Raw genomic sequence first — 15,813 nt, forward strand, 5'->3', positions numbered from 1 at the left:
CCCATTCTCGACCTCAAGAACCTGCTGCGGCGACGGGAACCGGGGTGGCCAGAACGATCGACTCGACGATCTCGGCGACATTCGCCTCTCCGCGCCCATCACGGTTCAGCGCCCGAGCCACCGGGATCAGCCGGTGCCCGAGCACGGGCACGGCCAGGTGGTCGATGTCGTCGGGAAGAACGAACTCGCGCCCGTCCAGGGCAGCACGCGCCTTCGCGGCACGCACCAGCTGCAACGTGGCGCGGGGGCTCGCCCCCAGCCGGAGCCGGGGTTCGTGCCTGGTCGCCTGCACGAGGGCGACCGCGTACTGCATCACCACGTCGGCCACGAACACTGACTGCACCGCCGCCAACATCGCCTCCAACTGGCCGGCAGTGACCTCGGCCCGAAGAGACTCGAGAGGCTGTGCGTTGTCGCGGGACCTGAGCATCCGCAGTTCTGCCTGCTGGTCGGGGTAACCCATGGAGATGCGCGCCATGAACCTGTCGCGCTGGGCTTCGGGCAACGAGTATGTTCCCTCCATCTCGACCGGGTTCTGGGTCGCGATAACGGTGAACGGCGCGGTCAGGCGGTGGGTCACACCGTCGACGGTGACCTGCCCCTCCTCCATGCACTCGAGAAGGGCCGACTGTGTCTTCGGCGAGGCACGGTTGATCTCGTCGCCGATCACGATGTTGGCGAACACCGGGCCCGGTTTGAACTGGAACTCCTGCGCCGCCTGGTTGAAGATCGAGACGCCGGTGACGTCAGAGGGAAGCAGGTCGGGGGTGAACTGGATGCGGCTGACCGTGCAGTCGGCCGACCGTCCCAACGCTTTCGCGAGCATCGTCTTGCCGACCCCGGGAACGTCTTCGATCAGCAGGTGGCCACCGGCCAGGAACACCGTGAGCGCCATCTCGACTGCGTCGGGTTTGCCGTCGATCACCGATTGCACGTTATCGCGGATGCGCATGGCAGCCTCGTGAACCAGGTCCAGGCTCATCGGTTCACTGTGCGTGCTCGTCTCGAGCGGCTCGTCGTTGGCACCGCCCTCGGAGACGCGTTCCCCGGCGACGGTCCGAGAGTGAGTCGGCCACGCTTCGTTCATTCGTTGAACCAATACCTTACGTTCGAGTGCCCCTGCCCAACAGTCTGTCAGATGAGTGCCCCCGCGGGTATGTAAGCTCACATCCGTGACGAGGATTATCGCGGGATTCGCAGGTTCGCACCGATTGCAGGTGCCGACGAGCGGTACCCGACCGACAAGCGATCGGGTGCGCGAGGCGATCTTCTCCGCCATCGCTGCCCGGTCTTCGCTCACAGGAGCACGAGTGCTCGACCTGTATGCCGGATCGGGGGCGCTCGGGCTCGAGGCCGCCAGTCGCGGCGCCAGCCACGTGGTGCTCGTGGAGAAGAACCGGGCAGCCGCCCGTGTCGCGAAACGCAATGCAGACCTGGTGACCCGAGCCGCCGAGCATTCGGTTGCGGCAGACGCCCGCCCTGTGATCGTCGTGATTCCCCAGGCGGCGCAGACCTTTCTGGACGCGGGAGCAGAAGCGATGCCCCAGGCCTTCGACATGGTGTTCATCGACCCGCCCTACGAGGTGGACAACCAGGCGCTCGGGAAGAACCTTGAGGCACTCATGCCACTTTTGGCGCCGGAGGCCACTGTCGTGATCGAACGAAGTACACGCTCCGGTCGTCCTCAGGTTCCCTCAAACCTCGAGCTCGTGCGAGAGAAGTCCTACGGCGACACCACGCTGTTCTGGTTGGAACCCCGCGATCTCTGATCGGCCGACGTCGGCTGTTCAGCCGGCTCGGGGCTGGTCAGCCGGCGTGACCGTCCCAGCCGCGATAGGGATCCCAGCCGGCGGTGTCGGCGGCCACCCCGTCGACGGTGACCCTGGCCGTTGCGGGGGTCCCGGCCTGCCCCTCGGCTGGAGCGGTCACTCGCCCGATCACCCGGAACGGTTCGGGTATGCCGGCCGCATCGGGAAAGGTGGCGAGCAGAGCGTGATCTTCGCCGCCCGCGAGCGCAGCCAGCGGGCGGGGTCCCAGCGCGGCCTCGTCGAAGTCGATGCCCACGCCGCTGGCGGCGGCAATGCGTGCCGCGTCGAGGGCCAGGGCGTCTGAGACGTCGAGCATGGCCGTCGCGCCGGCCTCAGCGGCCAACCGCCCGGCCGCGATCGGTGGGGTCGGCGCCAATTGTGCCGTGATCTCGAGCGGATGCTCGTGCCGCAGTGTGGCAGCGGCCCGCGCATCCGCCTCTCCCTCGCCGTCCACTGCCCCCGCGAACAGCAGCGCGAGGCCCGCACCGGCACGGCCCAGCTCACCGGCGATCGCGACGACATCGCCGACGCGCGCGCCCGAACGGGTCACCGGGGCACGACCCTCCAGGTCGCCGAAGGCTGTGACCGCGATGGTGAGCGTCTGTGAGACCGACAGGTCGCCGCCGACCACCCCGCAGCCGGGCGCCATCCGGGCGCAGGCCTCTCGCAAACCGTCTGCAATGCCTTCCAGCGTTGACACGGGTGTGTCAGTCGGCGCGGCGATCGCGACCACCAGTGCCGTCGGTACGGCCCCCATCGCGGCGACGTCGGCAAGGTTGGATGCCGCCGCCTTCCAACCCAGGTCGTGTGGCGTCGACCAGGCCAGCCGAAAGTCTGGACCGTGGATCATCATGTCGGTGGTCACCACGAAGCGCCCGTCCGGCGCAGCGATCACCGCGGCGTCATCACCGGGGCCGAGCAGCGCTGCACGGGCCGCGGGCAGCCGCGGAAAGATGCGGGCCAGAACGGCGAGTTCCCCGACGGCACCGACGGTGTCCTCAACCCCACCGGTTTCGTCGACGCTGTAATTCTCGTCGACGCTGTAATTCTCGCCGGCGCTGTAACTTTCGTCGGCGCGGTAAGATTCCTCGGCGTTGCCGGTGTCGCCGACACCCCTGTCACGCCTGTGACCTGCCTGCGGTGAAGATGAAGCTCCCATACACAAACGGTAGCCTGAACTCGACATGACGCACCCCACTTCGCCGCGCACGCCTCGTCGCACGCCCCTTGTTCTTCTGCTGGTTGCCGCGACGGTCGCCCTCACCGGCTGCGCGCCGATCGTGCCGATGGATCCCGCCCCGGATGCGGTGAACCCCGAGTGCGCCGAGATGATCGTGCGCCTGCCGCAGCAGGTGGCGGATCTCGACATCCGCCAGACGAACGCGCAGGCGACCGGCGCGTGGGGCCAACCGGCGGCGGTACTGCTGCGCTGTGGTGTGCCGCCGATCGGGCCGACCACCCTTCCGTGCCTGAACATCAACGGGATCGACTGGATCGAAGACACCTCAGACGCGCCGATGCTCCGCTACCAGGCCTATGGCCGCATCCCGGCCACCGAAGTGGTCATCGACTCGTCGAAGATCTCCGGCACCACGGCACTGATCGACCTCGGCGCGGTGATCTCCCTGGTGCCGCAGACCCGTGAGTGCGTGGGCCCACAGGATCTCGCCCCCTCCCCGTCTCCCTCCGGTTAGCCGCCCACCCCGCTACCCAACCCGCAACTCGTCCCGCTACCCAACCCGCAACTCGTCCCGCAACACACGTCCCGCAACCCACGTCGCCGGTCCCACCTCCGGCCCTCCCGGCCCTCCCCGCACTCGGTCGCGTCAAAAACTCAGGATGACAGGGGCGCCGACGCGCACAGGCCATCGGCAGGGCTGTGCTCCTGAAGTTGTGCTCCGCGAAGGCGGGGTGATTGGCCGACGTCTGGGGCGGTCAGCGGCGGTCGGGGGCGGTCAGCGGCCGTCGAGGGCGGTCAGCGGCCGTCCAGGGCGAGCGCGATCAGCTCGTCGATCAGCGCCGGGTAGCTCATTCCGCTTTCTTGCCAGCATTTCGGGAACATGGAGATCGGGGTGAATCCCGGCATCGTGTTGATCTCGTTCAGCACGAATCCGTCGTCGCCGAGAAAGAAGTCGACCCGGGCGAGTCCGGCGCCGTCGATGGCGTTGAACGCCCGCACCGACAACTCCTGCAGCTCGGCCAGCAGCTCGCCGGTCAGGTCGGCCGGGCATTCGAGCTCCACCCCCGGTGCCGCGAGATATTTCGAGTCGAAGTCGTAGAAGTCGCGCCCCGTGAGCACGACCTCGCCGGCAACGGACGATGCCCGGGCATCGGCACCCGCGCGGCCGCCGAGCACCGCACACTCGATCTCGCGTCCGACGACCGCCGCCTCGATGAGCACCTTGTCGTCTTCGGCCAACGCCAGCGTCATCGCTGCATCGAGGTCGGCGAGCGACGCCACCTTGGAGACGCCCACGCTGGATCCGGCGCGCGCGGGCTTCACGAAAACGGGCAGACCCAGTTCGTCGAGTGCCGCGCGGGCCTTCTCGGGTGACGTGACCCAGTCGCGGGCAGAAAGCACGACCCACGGTGCCACGGCGATCCCCTCGGCCTTGAGAACCGTCTTGGTGAAGTGCTTGTCCATGCCCACCGCGGATGCCAGCACACCGGAACCCACGTAAGGCAGGTCGACCAGCTCGAGCATGCCCTGAATCGTGCCGTCCTCGCCGAACGGGCCGTGCAGGATCGGAAAGACCACGTCGACCTGCCCTAACGAGCGCACCTGTCCCTGGGCATCCGTCGCCGTCAACTCGTGGCCGAGTGCATCGACGGGCCACGCGACCCGAGTGCCGTTGTCGGGCACTTCGGGCATGTGATCGACGTCGAATGTGTAGTCGAGAACCTCCGCACCCATCAGGACATACGCGCCGTCCCGGGTCAGACCGACCGGGATCACATCGTAACGCTCCGGGTCAAGCGCGTGGAGCACTCCCGCCGCCGTGACGCAGCTGACCGAATGCTCGCTTGAGCGTCCCCCAAAAAGTAGTGCCACCGTGAGTCTGCGAGTCATCGATCATCCTTTCGCCCTGGGGTTCGTCGGGGTTCGTGGTCAGATGTGGGGCCAGTTCACGCGGGTCGAGAGTGCCGGCGAGCACCTGGCCAACCTGATGGGCGATCGGCATGGCCACACCTCTGGCGCGCGCCAGCGTCAGCACGGGCTCCACCGAAGACAGGCCCTCTGCGGTCTGTTCCATGCTGGCCATCACATCGGCCAGGGTGTAACCCTGCCCGAGTAGCCGGCCGGCCGTGTTGTTCCTCGACAGCGGTGACTGGCAGGTGGCGATCAGGTCGCCGAGCCCGGCCAGTCCAGACAGCGTGTCTGCCCGTCCCCCGTAGGCCACGGAGAACTCGGTCATCTCGACCAGTCCGCGGGTGATGATCGTCGCCTTCGTGTTCTCCCCGTGCCCCACTCCGTCGACGATGCCGATGGCCAAGGCGATCAAGTTCTTGAGCACCCCGCCGAACTCGGTGCCGATCACGTCAGTGTTGATGAACGAGCGAAAATACCGGTTGGTTGCGGTGACCGCGATCTTCTGCGCGGTCTCACTGCTGATCGATGAGATCACCGCCGCCGTCGGCTGCTCCCGGGCGATCTCCAAGGCGATGTTGGGGCCAGATGCAACGGCGATAAGTTCCGGGGCGACCTTCAGTCCGGTCTCGATCACCTCGCTCATGCGAAGGCCCGAGCCCTTCTCGATACCCTTCATCAGGCTGACAACGATTGCCCCGGGCTCCAGGTACCGGCCAATATCGACGAGGTTCTCCCGAACGCTCTGGCTGGGCAGCGAGATGAACACCTGGTCGGCGCCGCGAAGCGCCTGCGCCAGGTCGCTGGTCGCCTGCAGAGACCGCGGCAGGTTGATGCCAGGCAGGTAGGAGCTGTTGCGTTTGGCTTCGGAGATCTCCTTCGCCTGTTCGGGTCGTCTCGCCCACAGGGTGACCGGGGAGCCCCCGTCGGCGACGATCTTGGCGAAGGTTGTTCCCCAACTGCCCGCCCCCAGAACGGCGACGCGGCCGGTGCTGCGGTTCGCTGCAGGGGCTTTGGCTGCGGTGCGCCTATTCGGAGTCAAAGCGACCCGTCTCCTTCTGGTTGTGCTGGGTCGGGTTCCAGCGCAACTCGGGTGCGGGCTCTCCCCGAAGATCGACCAACTGTGCCGTGATCGCATCCATGATCCGCGTCGTCGCCTCATTCATGGTCGCCGAGTCCATGCTGCGGCCCTTGAAATCAGACAGGTCGACAGGGTCGCCGATCTTGATGGTCACGTGTTTGCGCGGAAAGAAGCTGATCTTCTTCGAGTACCGGGCCATGATCTGCTGTGTGCCCCAATGAGCGATCGGGATGACCGGAATGTCGTGCTGCAGAGCAAGCCTGGCTGCGCCCGTCTTCCCGCGCATCGGCCACATGTCGGGGTCGCGGGTGAGCGAGCCCTCGGGGTACACCACCACGCACTGGCCACGGTCGACCAACCGGATGGCCGCCTGCACCGGCTGGTTGTGACGTCCCGAGCCGGCGCGCACTACTGGGATCTGGCCTGTTTTGCTCAACAGCCAGCCCAACACGGGCACCTCGAACAACGACGCCTTCGTCATGAACCTGGGCGCCCGGCCCAACCGCCACGACACCAGACCGATCACCAGCGGGTCGATCTCGCTGTAATGGTTCGGAGTCAACACGTACGAGCCGGTCTTCGGCAGTTTCTGGCCGTCGATGATGGTGTAGCGGGCGATCACGTTCATGATCGGCAGGACGATGGCCGCGATGGGCCAGAAGAACGACGGTCTCGACTTTTCACTCACGCGGCTATTATCCCGCGAGATGGAAGTCTGCCCCGAGCGCCTCGAGTTTCATGATGAAGTTCTCGTATCCGCGACTGATGATTCCCACATTGCTGACGGTGGAGGTTCCCTCCGCCGTCAACGCCGCGATCAAGTGGCTGAACCCGCCCCGCAGGTCGGGAACGACGATGTCGGCCCCGTGCAGTTGCGAAGGGCCCGAGATCACGGCCGAGTGGTCGAAGTTGCGCCGCCCGAACCGGCAGGCGTGCCCGCCCAGGCATTCCTTGTGGATCTGGATCGTGGCACCCATCTCGATCAGCGCGTCGACGAAGCCGAATCGCTGCTCATACACGGTCTCGTGCACGATCGACACACCCTGTGCCTTGGTCAGCGCGACCACGAGCGGCTGCTGCCAATCGGTCATGAACCCGGGGTGCACATCCGTCTCGATCACCACCGGCTTGAGGTCGCCGCCCGGATGCCAGAACCGGATGCCGTCGTCGAGGATCTCGAACTGGCCGCCGACCTTGCGAAAGATGTTCAGGAAAGTCAGCATCTCGGCCTGCTTGGCACCGCCGACGACGATGTCGCCCTCGGTCGCCAGCGCTGCGACCGCCCAGCTGGCGGCTTCGTTGCGGTCGAACAACGCACGATGGGTGTACCCCTCGAGGCGGTCGACCCCTTCGATGCGGATCACCCGGTCGGTGTCGACGGTGATGATCGCGCCCATCTTTTGAAGGATGTTGATCAGGTCCATGATTTCGGGCTCGATCGCGGCGCCGGTGAGCTCTGTGATTCCCTTTGCCCGCACCGCGGTGAGCAGCACCTGCTCAGTGGCGCCCACGCTGGGGTACGGCAACGACACCTTGGCGCCGACCAGCCCGTCGGGTGCCGACATGCGGATTCCGCTCGGCAGCTTCTCGATCACCGCACCGAAATTGCGCAGTACATCCAGGTGGAAGTCGATCGGCCGGTCGCCGATGCGGCACCCTCCGAGGTCGGGAATGAACGCCTGGCCGAGCCGGTGCAACAGCGGGCCGCAGAACAGGATCGGGATGCGGCTGGATCCGGCGTGGGCGTCGATCGCGGCGAAGTGCGCACTCTCCACGTCGACCGGGTCGAGAATCAGTTCTCCGTCTTCGTCACCGGCGACCACGGTGACCCCGTGCACCTCGAGCAGCCCTTTGACGACCCGCACGTCGCTGATGTCGGGAACGTCCCGCAAGACGCTGGGAGACTCCCCCAGAAGTGCTGCCACCATCGCCTTGGTGACCAGGTTCTTGGCTCCGCGAACGTCGACGCGGCCACGCAACGGACGTCCACCGTTGATGACGATCTTGTCGTGGTGGAGCCCCACGAGCTCTCCTGAGGATTTTGAGTCGTGAAGGAGTGAATTCACCTATTTCACCGGCAATGTCTTGGGCCGCCAGCTTTCGCGACGGGATTCGAATTCTGTGATTCGCGCTTCGTCACGCAATGTCAGCCCGATGTCATCCAATCCTTCGAGCAGGCGCCACCTAGTGTAATCATCTATCCCGATAGAAATGGTGTACTCGCCGATACTCGCGGTGCGCTCCACCAGGTCGACGGTGATCTGCACGCCGGGGTCTTCGTCGATCATCTGCCAGATGTGTTCCACCTCGGCTTCGGTGATCTGCCCGGCCAATAGTCCCTGCTTGCCCGCGTTACTGCGGAAGATGTCGCCGAATCGGGGGCTCAGCACTGCCGTGAAGCCGAAATCACGCAGAGCCCAGACAGCGTGCTCCCGGGAGGAACCGGTGCCGAAGTCCGGCCCGGCGATCAGCACTCCGCCGTGGGCGAACTCTGGCTTGTTCAGCACGAACTCGGGGTCCTGCCGCCAGTTGGCGAACAAGGCGTCTTCGAATCCGGTTCGGGTCACGCGCTTCAGGAACACGGCGGGGATGATCTGGTCCGTGTCGACGTTGCTGCGCTTCATCGGAACGGCGGCGCCGGTCACACTGGTGATCTTCTGCATTATGTATTCCTCGTCTCGGTCGCTGCGGCGTCTTGTTCGATGTCCCACGGGCTCGAGAGCGTTCCACGGATAGCGGTGGCCGCCGCCACGAGCGGCGAGACCAGGTGGGTGCGGCCACCCTTGCCCTGGCGTCCCTCGAAGTTGCGGTTCGAGGTGGATGCGCAGCGCTCCCCCGGGGCCAGTTGGTCGGGGTTCATACCGAGGCACATGGAGCAGCCCGCGAAGCGCCACTCCGCGCCGAAGTCGGTGAAGATCTTGTCGATGCCCTCCGCCTCCGCCTCGATGCGCACTCGGGCTGATCCCGGAACCACCATGACCCGCAGGTTGTCGGCCTTCGTGTGCCCCTTGACGATCTCCGCCGCCGCACGCAGGTCTTCCACCCGTGAGTTGGTGCACGAACCGATGAACACGGTATCGACCCTGATCTGCTTCATCGGGGTGCCGGCCTCAAGATCCATGTAAACCAGTGCTCGCTCGGCAGCGCTGCGCTCGTTCGGGTCATCGATGGTGGATGGGTCGGGAACGACTTCGCTGAGCGGCACACCCTGGCCAGGGTTGGTGCCCCAGGTGACGAAGGGTTCGAGTTCATCCGCGTCGATGAAGACCTCGGCGTCAAAGACTGCGCCCTCGTCGGTGGGCAGGGTCTTCCAGTAGGCGAGGGCGTCGTCCCAATCCTGGCCGGCGGGGGCGTGGGCCCGGCCTTCGAGGTAACGGTAGGTGGTCTCGTCGGGCGCGATCATTCCTGCGCGGGCACCGGCTTCGATCGACATGTTGCAGATGGTCATCCGGCCCTCCATCGAGAGCGCTCGGATCGCGGAGCCGCGGTATTCGAGCACGTAACCCTGGCCGCCTCCGGTGCCGATCTTCGCGATCACCGCGAGGATGATGTCTTTCGCGGTCACACCGGGGCGCAGGGCGCCCTCGACGTTGATCGCCATCGTCTTGAACGGTTTCAACGGCAGGGTCTGAGTCGCCATCACGTGCTCGACCTCGCTCGTGCCGATGCCGATTGCGATGGCCCCGAACGCGCCGTGCGTGGACGTGTGTGAATCGCCGCAGACGACCGTCAAACCCGGCTGGGTGAGCCCCAGTTGCGGACCGATGATGTGCACGATGCCCTGCTCGATGTCACCGAGCGAGTGCAGGCGTACCCCGTACTCCGCGGTGTTGGCGCGCAGCGTGTCGATCTGCGTCCGGCTGACCGGGTCGGCGATCGGTTTGTGAATCTCCAGGGTCGGCGTGTTGTGATCTTCGGTGGCGATCGACAGGTCGGGCCGGCGCAGCGGCCGGTTCGCCAGTCGGAGCCCGTCGAACGCCTGCGGACTGGTCACCTCATGCAACAGGTGCAGGTCGATGTAGATCAGGTCTGGGGCGCCGTCGGAGCCCGGCACGACAACATGGTCGTCCCACACCTTCTGGGCCAACGTGCGTGGCGCCGTGGCTGTTTTCGCTGCTGTGTTCATCTGAGTTTTTTCCTTGAACTGTGTGAGTGGTCAGCCGATGACAGACACCGCGACGAGCCAGGCTGTTCAGGACAGGGGCTCGGCGCGGCAACTAAGAAGTGTGCGGCGGGGCATCACTTCAGAGTATCACCGCGGGCTGTGCCCGGCCGTGCGGGTGCGGCGCCGCGGTCGCCGCAGGCACGAATCGTGAAACGGAGCACCGGCGTACGGTAGTTCGCATGCCAATCGAATCGGTGACCGCGCCCTTTGCCTCCCTGAACAGCTACATCGCCGTGCCACGGGTTGAGGGCCTTGCCCTCTCCCCCGACGGCACACGAGTCGTGCTCACCGTGGCCACGCTGAACCGCGAGCGCAACGCGTATGAGCGTGCACTCTGGCAGGTCTCGGCCGACGGATCGGGCACTCCCGTCAGGCTGACCCGCTCGGCCAAAGGAGAATCCGGTGCTGGGTTCACCGGTTCGGGCGATGTGCTGTTCGTGTCGGCACGCCCCGATGCCACAGAGAAGAACGAAGACGGAGCCGCCCAGCTCTGGTTGTTGCCGGCTGCCGGCGGTGAAGCGCGGCCGATCACTCGCCTTGTCGGCGGGGTCACCCAGCTCGCCGCAACGGCGACCGAATCCGACACGATCGCGATCACGGCCGACCTCGTGCCGAGTGCGTCCGCGGGGCAGCGTTCCGAGGGGCAGCGTTCCGAGGGGCCGGGCCCTGAAGACTTAGAAACAGACGCAGCAATCCGCACGAAGCGCACCGACAAGAAGATCACTGCCATCCTGCACGAGAGTTACCCGGTGCGGTATTGGGATCACGACCTCGGGCCCGCCACCCCGCACCTGTTCGCTCTCGAGCTCTCGGCTCTGGAGGAGGCAGTGGCAGCTGCCCCGGAACTCACAGACGCTGACACGAACGCGACGACGCCGTATCCCGCCGAGCTTCCGCGCCCGAGAGACCTCACCCCCGGATCCGGCCGCTCGGGCGATTCCGCTGGGCAGGCACTGACTCCAGACGGACACACCCTGATCGCAGCGCTGCGGGCGCAGGAGAAGAATTTCGGCCGATCCATACTCGTGTCGGTCGACGTTGAAACGGGTGCACACACGACGCTGTTCGACGAAGAGAACACCGACTTCGAGAAACCGGCAGTCAGCCATAATGGGCTCAGCATCGCCTACCTGCGTTCGGCGTTCAGCACGCCCGATGGGCCAGCAGACCAGGAGGTCTGGGTCGCGGGAATCGACGGCGGTGACCCACGCCGGCTCGCAGACGGTTGGGACCGGTGGGCCACAGGGGTCGTCTTCGATGCCGATGACAGCGCGTTGATCGCGACCGCCGATCAGGATGGCCGTGGCCCGGTGTTTCGCATTCCGCTTGCCGGGGGCACCCCCGAGCAGCTCACAGACGACGAATTCACCTATACCGACGTCGCCGTCGATCGCGCAACCGGTGACTTGTGCGCATTGCGGTCCTCGTGGACGTCACCGCCGCATCCGGTCAGGATCCCGAGAACGGGCGCGATCACCCTGCTGGCGACTCCGGCACCGTTGCCGGCAGTACCCGGGTCGGTCACAGAGGTCGAGACGCGTGCCGGCGACGGCGCCCGGGTGCGCGGCTGGTTGTTGCTACCTGATGGAGCCTCAGCCGGGCATCCGGCGCCGATGTTGCTCTGGATCCACGGTGGCCCGTTGAACAGCTGGAACGCGTGGAGTTGGCGGTGGAACCCGCTGCTGGCCCTCGCCCGGGGATACGCGGTTCTGCTGCCCGACCCGGCACTCTCGACCGGGTATGGCCTTGATTTCATCGCCCGCGGCTGGAACGCCTGGGGTGACGCACCGTTCACCGACCTGATGGCGATCACGGATGCCGCCGAAAGTCGTTCCGACATCGATGCCGCCAGAACAGCGGCGATGGGTGGGTCATTCGGCGGGTACATGGCCAATTGGGTCGCCGGACACACCGACCGGTTTCGGGCGATCATCAGCCACGCCAGCCTGTGGGCGCTCGACCAGTTCGGGGGAACGACCGACAACTCGCACTACTGGCAGAGCATCTTCACACCGGAGGCTCTCGACACGAACTCACCGCATCACAGCGTGGCCGACATCGTCACGCCCATGCTCGTCATCCACGGCGACCGCGACTACCGGGTGCCGATCGGCGAGAGCCTGCGGCTGTGGTCGGAGCTCGCCGCGCACCATGGCTCCCCCGACGGCCGAATGGATCACAAGTTTCTCTACTTCCCCGATGAGAACCATTGGGTGCTGAAGCCGCAGCACGCGGTGCTCTGGTATGAAACTGTGTTCGCGTTCCTTGACCAGCACGTGCACGGGGCCGCGTGGAAGCGCCCTGAACTGCTCGGCTGATTCGCTTCGGGTGGGGCACGTGCAGAACCGAGGGACCAGTGGTGTGCGAAGAGTTGGACTACCCATGACCCGGTAGCGTCGAAACATGGATGCCTGCAGCAGACTCGTCACAATCGTTGAACGACTGGGCTCCGAGACCTCCGACCCGAAGCGGTTCTTGCTGCAACTCGGAACCGACGCTGCCGGCATTCGCCGGGGTCCCCTGGGTTTCGTCGATCTGGCCCGCGGCGGTAAGAACCGCCTGCCGGGCGGCGGGGTGCGCGCGTTGGTCGACGACGACACGAATGGCCAGATTCGGCACTTCGTCGGCATCGCCACATCTGTCGCGCGGATCGGACCGCGCCTCACCCGGTGGCTGTCGATCGTTGTCGGCAAAGACGCCCCGTCTACTCCCGATGGCCGGCTCACCGATCTGGCGGTGGCGTTCGCGCACCGGCTGCTGTCCGGGGATCTGCCCGTGCCTGAAGCGGCAGCCTGGGTTCGCCGGAACATCTGTGACTAGCCATGCGGTGGAGCGCGGCTGGGCATCCGCGTGGTGGGAAGCGGGTTCTCCGCTGTGGGACGTCGGCCGGTCAGACGGTTCGGGGCGTTGGACCGGTCACGAGATCGAGGCGCGCCGTGCGAGCACGCGCGAGCGGATCAGGCTCGCGACGGTGGCCACGACCATGGTTCCGACGATCACCAACAGCGAGGCGAGCGTTCCGATGTCGGGCACCTGCGTGAACGGCTGACCGCCATTGATGAACGGAACCTCGTTCTCGTGCAACGCATGCAACACCAACTTCACGCCGATGAAGGCAAGGATCACTCCGATGCCGTATTTCAGGTACACAAGGCGCTCGAGCAGGCCGCCGAGCATGAAGTAAAGCTGGCGCAGACCCATCAGCGCGAAGATGTTCGCGGTGAACACGATGAACGGACTCTGGGTGATACCGAAGATCGCCGGAATGGAGTCGAGCGCAAACAGCAGGTCGGTTGAACCGATTGCGAGAAATACGATCAGCATCGGCGTGAAGAACTTCTTGCCGTCGATCACGGTGCGAACCTTCGAGCCGTCGTAGTCGGGCGAGATCGCGATGTGCCTCCTGAGAAAGGTGATCAGCTTGTTGTCCGAGTCGGGGGCGCTCTCCTTGCCGAACGTCTGATGGATGGCCGTGAACAGCAGGAACGCGCCGAAGATGTAGAAGATCCAGCTGAAACTCGCGATCAGCTGGGCGCCGAGCAGGATGAAGATGCCGCGCAGAATAAGGGCGATGATGATGCCCACCATCAGCACCTCCTGCTGGTAGTTCCGCGGCACCGCGAAGCGGGCCATGATGATCACGAACACGAACAGGTTGTCGATGCTCAGGCTGTACTCGGTCAACCAGCCAGCGAGGAACTGGGTGGAGATCTCCGCATCACCGACGAGGAACAGACTGAGCGCAAACAGCAGGGCGAGCACGACGTAGAAGCTGACCCAGAGGCTGGACTCGCGCAGGCTCGGAACGTGCGGCCGTTTCCAGACAATCAGCAGGTCGGCGACGAGAATCACGGTGAGCACGACGAAACTCGTGATCTCGAACCAGATGGGTAATGCCAGATGCATTGTGGGGGTACTTTCCTTCGGGGCCGCCCGCGGGCGTGCGCAATTCCCGAAAGTCTCTCCCGCACCTGAAAAAATGTGCCCCCGTGCCCGGATCCGCATCGATGCAGATCGTCTTGACGACCACGGTGTGGTGGGATACTCCCCTTCGCTTCGGCAAGGCTACAGCACTGCGGCCCGATACAGTACTGAGGCCCAAGACAGGACTGAGATCGCCCACGGGACGGGTGTCGGCCGCAGGACTGTCTCCGGTTCCAACGCGGCGGAACCGCGCACCGGCGGGTTTCCCATCAGCGGCCGCAAGTTCTGGCTAGACTTGTAACGGCAATTACAGCGCGACGCGGGAGATCCTGCGCTCTGTCGCACGATCTTGGAGGAGACACCACCGTGAAGGTACCCGCGTTCATCATCGTGTTCGCTATTTTTTGTTTTGGCATCTGGATGATGGGTCATGCCTTCGAGGTCGAGGCCTTCCAGGCCGAGTACTTCCTGGGTGGCATCCTCGTGGTGTCACTGGCGATCGGGATCCCGGCGCACATCTTGGGCCGCACCGAATAGTTCCGGAGGCGCAGGCTTCCACGACCGGCTGGGTTTGGCACGACGCGGCTGTGCTCCCGCGCACGCTGGCTCGTACACTCTGTCAGCCACGGTCGAGCCGGCACAGCTCCGCGCCCGGCGCATCGAACAGCACCAGCTGACCGTCGGCGAATCCCGCGTAGGCCGCGGTCGATACCCACTCCGGCACGGGTGCGCCATCGCAGCCAATGTCTGTCATCCCGCCGACCGTGGCCAGGAACCGGCCATTGTCGAGAGCCGTCCAACGCGTGAGCGTGCCGTTGCATCCGTCGGATGCTCGTGCATTCTGGTCTGCGCTGAATGTCACGTGTGGGTCTGTCGAATACTCCCCCACCGGCTTCCACGTTCCGAGTAGCGTGTCGATCGTTGCCGGGGTGAACCCATCAGGGAGAGGCTGCGGTTGGAGGAGAGCCTGACGTGTCTGTTCGGTGACGATGGGTGGCTTCGCGTATTCATCCGCGAGGGTGGCGGACGGTTGCGGTGCACCGTCGATCGTGAGGGTCGCCACGGTGTGACCGGCGAAATCGAGCAACTGCCAACCGCCGGTATCGGCGCGAAACTCGGTTGCGTCATCCAACCAGGTAGCGGCAGGAGGCCGGATTGCGCCCGCCCCGCAGCCCATCGAGTAGCCGGTGGGTTCTGTAATGATCTGGGCGTCTGCAGCGGCCCATGCGTAGTCAATGCCTCCGCACGGGCGCCAGAGGATCATCACGTCGGCATCGATGCGCAGCCAGGTGTCTGCGGTCTCGCCGGCCGCACCCGTGACTCGCCAGAGGTTGACGAGGCCGAGCGCTACCGATTCGTCGCCCGGCGCGGCAGACACCGTGTTCGAGCCGGGGTCGACCGGTGTGCTGCCGGTGCATCCGGAGAGTGTGCCGGTGGCGAGAACCAGCGATATGCCGAACAGAACCACACCGGTGAACCTCATGGCTGAAGACTACTGTTCAGGGGCGTGTGAGCCGACGGAAAAAAGTCCGGCACCTGAACATTTCCAGATGCCGGACTGATGTGACCCCAACCGGATTTGAACCGGTGCTGCCGCCGTGAGAGGGCGGTGTCCTAGGCCGCTAAACGATGGGGCCGTTTGCGCAACTCATCGAGTATGCCACACCGAACGCGATGACACCAAACGCTGGGTCTCGCTGACACCACACACAGTTGCGGACGCGCGGAAATGAGGGTTAGCTCGCTA

At 65.4% G+C, this 15,813-nt stretch carries 15 protein-coding genes and 1 tRNA gene; 5 read left to right on the forward strand and 11 right to left on the reverse strand.

The annotated features are described in order from the left end of the window. Window positions 1-13: 13 nt before the first annotated feature. The gene (locus DL891_RS10565; protein ID WP_111720551.1) at window positions 14-982 is read right to left on the reverse strand and encodes a MoxR family ATPase; all 969 of its coding nucleotides are present in this window, start codon (window positions 980-982) and stop codon (window positions 14-16) included. 190 nt (window positions 983-1,172) lie between these two features. On the opposite strand from DL891_RS10565, the gene rsmD reads away from it, so the two are divergent. Further along, the gene (rsmD, locus tag DL891_RS10570; protein ID WP_111720400.1) at window positions 1,173-1,769 is read left to right on the forward strand and encodes a 16S rRNA (guanine(966)-N(2))-methyltransferase RsmD; all 597 of its coding nucleotides are present in this window, start codon (window positions 1,173-1,175) and stop codon (window positions 1,767-1,769) included. 37 nt (window positions 1,770-1,806) lie between these two features. Here the strand turns inward: rsmD and thiL are convergent, their stop codons facing one another. Then, window positions 1,807-2,967, reverse strand: a complete 1,161-nt coding sequence (gene thiL, locus DL891_RS10575) for a thiamine-phosphate kinase (RefSeq protein WP_111720401.1) — start codon at window positions 2,965-2,967, stop codon at window positions 1,807-1,809. 25 nt (window positions 2,968-2,992) lie between these two features. On the opposite strand from thiL, the gene DL891_RS10580 reads away from it, so the two are divergent. Next, on the forward strand, window positions 2,993-3,502 hold the full coding sequence (locus tag DL891_RS10580) for a DUF3515 domain-containing protein (RefSeq protein ID WP_111720402.1): 510 nt from the start codon (window positions 2,993-2,995) through the stop codon (window positions 3,500-3,502). Window positions 3,503-3,783: 281 nt separating this feature from the next. On the opposite strand, the gene DL891_RS10585 is transcribed toward DL891_RS10580, so the two are convergent. From DL891_RS10585 to leuC, 6 genes are read right to left on the reverse strand one after another with little or no spacing between them, the layout of a single operon-like run. Further along, the gene (locus DL891_RS10585) at window positions 3,784-4,878 is read right to left on the reverse strand and encodes a D-alanine--D-alanine ligase family protein (protein ID WP_111720403.1); all 1,095 of its coding nucleotides are present in this window, start codon (window positions 4,876-4,878) and stop codon (window positions 3,784-3,786) included. After that, entirely contained in the window at window positions 4,781-5,938 is a 1,158-nt protein-coding gene (locus DL891_RS10590) for an NAD(P)H-dependent glycerol-3-phosphate dehydrogenase (protein ID WP_232819114.1), read from the reverse strand. Before DL891_RS10590 ends, DL891_RS10585 begins: the two co-directional genes overlap by 98 nt. Further along, window positions 5,925-6,665, reverse strand: a complete 741-nt coding sequence (locus DL891_RS10595; RefSeq protein WP_232819115.1) for a 1-acyl-sn-glycerol-3-phosphate acyltransferase — start codon at window positions 6,663-6,665, stop codon at window positions 5,925-5,927. Before DL891_RS10595 ends, DL891_RS10590 begins: the two co-directional genes overlap by 14 nt. Window positions 6,666-6,672: 7 nt before the next feature. After that, entirely contained in the window at window positions 6,673-8,001 is a 1,329-nt protein-coding gene (murA, locus tag DL891_RS10600) for a UDP-N-acetylglucosamine 1-carboxyvinyltransferase (RefSeq protein WP_111720405.1), read from the reverse strand. A gap of 42 nt (window positions 8,002-8,043) precedes the next feature. Further along, window positions 8,044-8,640, reverse strand: coding sequence for a 3-isopropylmalate dehydratase small subunit (leuD, locus tag DL891_RS10605; protein WP_111720406.1), 597 nt, complete (start codon window positions 8,638-8,640; stop codon window positions 8,044-8,046). After that, the gene (gene leuC, locus DL891_RS10610; protein WP_111720407.1) at window positions 8,640-10,103 is read right to left on the reverse strand and encodes a 3-isopropylmalate dehydratase large subunit; all 1,464 of its coding nucleotides are present in this window, start codon (window positions 10,101-10,103) and stop codon (window positions 8,640-8,642) included. Before leuC ends, leuD begins: the two co-directional genes overlap by 1 nt. A gap of 218 nt (window positions 10,104-10,321) precedes the next feature. Here leuC and DL891_RS10615 point away from each other — a divergent pair, with 218 nt between their 5' ends. Continuing rightward, entirely contained in the window at window positions 10,322-12,460 is a 2,139-nt protein-coding gene (locus tag DL891_RS10615) for a prolyl oligopeptidase family serine peptidase (protein ID WP_111720408.1), read from the forward strand. Window positions 12,461-12,545: 85 nt separating this feature from the next. Then, window positions 12,546-12,962, forward strand: a complete 417-nt coding sequence (locus tag DL891_RS10620; protein ID WP_111720409.1) for a hypothetical protein — start codon at window positions 12,546-12,548, stop codon at window positions 12,960-12,962. Between the two features lie 96 nt (window positions 12,963-13,058). Here the strand turns inward: DL891_RS10620 and DL891_RS10625 are convergent, their stop codons facing one another. Beyond that, complete coding sequence (locus DL891_RS10625) at window positions 13,059-14,048, reverse strand: TerC/Alx family metal homeostasis membrane protein (protein WP_111720410.1); 990 nt, start codon at window positions 14,046-14,048, stop codon at window positions 13,059-13,061. 384 nt (window positions 14,049-14,432) lie between these two features. Here DL891_RS10625 and DL891_RS17330 point away from each other — a divergent pair, with 384 nt between their 5' ends. Beyond that, window positions 14,433-14,603 carry a hypothetical protein gene (locus DL891_RS17330; protein WP_198668854.1) on the forward strand — a complete coding sequence of 57 codons (171 nt, stop codon included), beginning with the start codon at window positions 14,433-14,435 and terminating at the stop codon, window positions 14,601-14,603. Between the two features lie 82 nt (window positions 14,604-14,685). Here DL891_RS17330 and DL891_RS10635 read toward each other — a convergent pair whose 3' ends face one another. Together DL891_RS10635 and DL891_RS10640 are read right to left on the reverse strand one after the other, a co-directional pair. Continuing rightward, on the reverse strand, window positions 14,686-15,549 hold the full coding sequence (locus DL891_RS10635; RefSeq protein WP_111720412.1) for a hypothetical protein: 864 nt from the start codon (window positions 15,547-15,549) through the stop codon (window positions 14,686-14,688). Between the two features lie 81 nt (window positions 15,550-15,630). Beyond that, a tRNA-Glu gene (locus tag DL891_RS10640) sits at window positions 15,631-15,703 on the reverse strand. Window positions 15,704-15,813: the final 110 nt, after the last annotated feature.

Origin of the sequence: Homoserinimonas sp. OAct 916 (assembly GCF_003260275.1) — a bacterium.
Taxonomy (GTDB): domain Bacteria; phylum Actinomycetota; class Actinomycetes; order Actinomycetales; family Microbacteriaceae; genus OACT-916.